The organism is uncultured Leptotrichia sp., assembly GCF_938036635.1.
GTDB lineage: Bacteria > Fusobacteriota > Fusobacteriia > Fusobacteriales > Leptotrichiaceae > Leptotrichia > Leptotrichia hongkongensis.
In genome coordinates, this window is sequence record NZ_CALHQO010000503.1 from 1 (window position 1) to 3,770 (window position 3,770).

Annotated in this window: 2 protein-coding genes; both read right to left on the minus strand. The window is 33.4% G+C overall.

Annotated elements, in window-relative coordinates; all coding sequences use genetic code 11:
• Positions 1–6: 6 nt before the first annotated feature.
• A complete protein-coding gene (lon, locus tag Q0370_RS10145; protein WP_299575310.1) occupies positions 7–2,358 on the minus strand; it encodes an endopeptidase La in 2,352 nt (783 codons plus the stop codon).
• A 130-nt stretch (positions 2,359–2,488) separates the two neighbouring features.
• A complete protein-coding gene (gene clpX / locus Q0370_RS10150; protein WP_299575312.1) occupies positions 2,489–3,718 on the minus strand; it encodes an ATP-dependent Clp protease ATP-binding subunit ClpX in 1,230 nt (409 codons plus the stop codon).
• Positions 3,719–3,770 lie beyond the last annotated feature (52 nt).

Sequence of the window (3,770 nt, forward strand, 5' to 3'; positions counted from 1 at the left end):
TATAATTTATTTTCTTTTTCCTGCTTTTTTTACTTCTTTCTTCTCTACAAAAACAATCTTTTTCACATCATCATAAGTTTTAGCAAAGTAGAATCTCATCTGGTCTGCAATTTCCTTTGGCAATTCCTCCGTATCAACTTTATTGTCATAAGGAAGCACTACATCTCTAATTCCAACTCTGTGAGCCCCAATTACCTTTTCTTTGATTCCGCCAACTGCCAAAACCTCTCCAGTAATCGTAATCTCTCCTGTCATTGCGACATCCTGCCTAACTTCCTTATCCGTCAATACTGAAATAATTGCTGTTGTAATTGTGATACCTGCTGATGGCCCGTCTTTCGGTACTGCTCCTTCTGGGAAGTGTAAATGAACATCTGTTGTTTCATTAAATTTTTCCTTGATACCAAGTTCATTTTTTATATGTCTTACATAAGAATAAGCCACTCTAGCTGATTCCTGCATTACGTCTCCTAATTTTCCTGTAAGCTGCAATACACCTTTTCCTTCCATTTTTACTGCCTGCACTTCTAAAGTTGTCCCTCCAACAGCTGTCCATGCAAGTCCATTGACAACACCAATTTTACCTTCTTTTTCCTTGACTTTATCTGCTCTGAATTTTGCATTTCCTAAATATTTCTTGATTTTTGTTTCAGAAACAGAGATTTTTTTACTCTTAGATTTTGATACAAGTATTTCTTTTGCTATTTTTCTGAATAATTTACTGATTTCTCTTCGTAAATTTCTTACCCCAGCTTCTCTTGTGTATTCATTTATAATCTTCATGATTGCTTTATCAGAAAACGAAACTTTATAATCCTTTAATCCATTTTCTTCTTGTGTTTGAGGTATTAAATATTTTTTTGCAATATTTAATTTTTCAAATTCTGTGTATGATTCAATTGAGATAATCTCCATTCTATCACGAAGCGGCCCTGGAATTCCTCCCAAATCATTTGCAGTACAAATGAAGAATACGTTTGACAAGTCAAAAGTATGATCGATATAGTGATCTTCAAATGAGTTGTTTTGTGCAGGATCTAAAACTTCCAGCATTGCTGAAGCAGGATCTCCTCTAAAGTCAGAAGCCATTTTATCAATTTCATCAAACAACATTACTGGATTATTTACACCAACTTGTTTTAAAGAATTTATAATTCTTCCTGGCATTGCTCCTACATAAGTTCTTCTATGTCCACGAATTTCAGCTTCATCTCTTACTCCACCAAGTGAGATTCTTGTGAATTTTCTGTTCATCGAACGTGCCACCGAATGTGCAAGCGATGTTTTCCCTACACCTGGAGGTCCTACAAGACAGATAATTGAACCTTTTAATGTGTTATTCAATTTTTTTATTGCCAAGAATTCTAATATTCTTTCCTTAACTTCTTCCAATCCATAATGATCTTCATTCAGAATTTTTTCAGCTTTTTCAATATCAATTTCATCATTAGTTGAAACTTCCCACGGTAATTCAAGTACAGTTTCAAGATACGTTCTGATTACCGAAGATTCAGCAGAAAAGTCTGGCATCTTCTTCATTCTTGAAAGCTCTTTTACCAGTTTATCTTTTAGCTCCTGAGGAATTTTTGCATCTCTAACTCTTTGGTCAAGTTCCTCCAGTTCTTCGTCAGAATCAGTTCCTTCTCCCATTTCTTCACGCATTACCTTAATTTTTTCACGTAAATAATAGTTTTTCTGAACTTCTGCCATTTGTTCTTTTACACGATTTTCAATCTCACGTTCAAGCATAAAAATCTCAATTTCTCTTTCAAGAATACTCAAAATTTTATACGCTCTTGCCTCCACATCCAATATTTCTAATAATTCTTGTTTTGTTTCAACTGCTACCATTAGATTTGTACAAATCAAATCAAATACCTTGTCAATATTGCTAATCTCTTTTATATTATAAATAATGTCAGGCAATACTTTATTAGTTTTCTGTGCATAATTTGAGAATTCATCAATTACTCTACGTTTCAATGCCTCAGCTTTACTTTCGTCGATAGGCTTTGAAAAAATTTCTTCATATTCAGCATAAACAACACCATTATCATCTTTTGGAAATTGGTTAATTAAAACTCTATGCTTAGCTTCAACTAGCACCTTTACATTTCCATTTGGCATTTTTACTGTCTGTATAACGTGAACTAAAACTCCCGTTTCATAAATATCTTCTGGAAATTTGGGTTCTTCTACATTTGCATCTTTTTGTGCCGAAAGAATTAGTTTGCTGTCAAATCTTGCTATTGCTTCTTCAAGACTTTTCAGGCTTGACTGTCTACCGATAAAAATCGGAGTTACAACACCTGGAAATACAACTAATTCTCTTGTTGCTATAAATGGTTTATTTTGCATAATTTCTCCTTTCATACTTTAAAATCTGCTCTTTAATACAATAAAACTGCTTTAAAATCAGATTTAAGAAATAAAATTCCATTATTATTTAATAATTTTCAAGTTTATTATAAATAATTTTAAATCCCGATTACTCTATAATCACTTTTTCTTTATCTGTAACCGCTTCTTTTGTAATTATCACTTTCTTAACATTTTCCTTCGATGGAATTTCATACATTAAATCAGTCATAACACTTTCAATAATTGAACGAAGCCCCCTCGCTCCAATTTTTCGTTTAAGTGCCAGCTGTGCAATTTCAACAATTGCATCTTTATCAAATTCCAAATCCACATTTTCCATCTCAAAATATTTTTTATATTGCTTAACAAGCGAATTTTTAGGCTCTGTCAGTATCTTAATCATAACCTCTTCATCAAGTCCATGAAGTGCCGTGATTACTGGTAACCGCCCAATTAATTCAGGAATAAGTCCAAATTTTATTAAATCTTCAGGCAATACATTTTCAAATAAAGTCAAATCATCCAGTTTTGTATTTTTTGTTTCAAGCCCAAATCCAACTCTTTTTTCATTAACTCTATCCTTAACTTTCGCTTCCAAGCCTTCAAATGCCCCACCAACGATAAATAAAATATCCTTTGTGTTAATTTCAATCATTTCCTGATTTGGATGCTTTCTTCCACCTTGTGGAGGCACACTCGCAACAGTCCCTTCAATAATCTTAAGTAACGCCTGCTGTACTCCTTCTCCAGAAACATCCCTTGTAATTGACATATTTTCCGATTTTCTAGCGATTTTATCAATTTCATCAATATAAATTATTCCATGCTCTGCTGCTTCAATATCATAATCAGCCGCTTTTATCAGTTTTAAAAGTACATTCTCAACATCATCCCCAACATATCCGGCTTCCGTCAATGTTGTTGCATCTGCAATCGCCAAAGGTACATTCAATGTTTTCGCTAGTGTCTGTGCAAGTAAGGTTTTTCCACTTCCAGTAGGTCCTACTAGCAGTACATTTGATTTTTGAAGCTCCACATCATTATCTACATTTTTCTGTTTGTGCATTATTCTCTTAAAATGATTATAAACCGCCACAGACAACACCTTTTTAGGCTGTTCCTGTCCGATAATATATTCATCAAGTTTCGCCTTTATTTCTTTTGGCTTTAACAACGTGATTTCCCTGTCATGCTCATTTTCGTCATATTCCCTAAAACTGTCCAATAATTCAGCACTGTCTTCTATACATTCATTACAAATAAACACATCATCCTCTTCAGGACTCTGTATTAACCGTTCCACTTCATGCTCTTCCCTGCCACAGAATGAACAGTAATTTTTTTTCTCATTTGCCAATATTTTTCACCTCGTTTTTTCTTTATATAATTCCTATTTATATATTTTTATT

Coding starts and splice junctions, on each gene's coding strand:
- lon (WP_299575310.1), bottom strand. CDS start 2,358: ATGCAAAATAAACCATTTATAGCAACAAGAGAATTAGTTGTATTTCCA.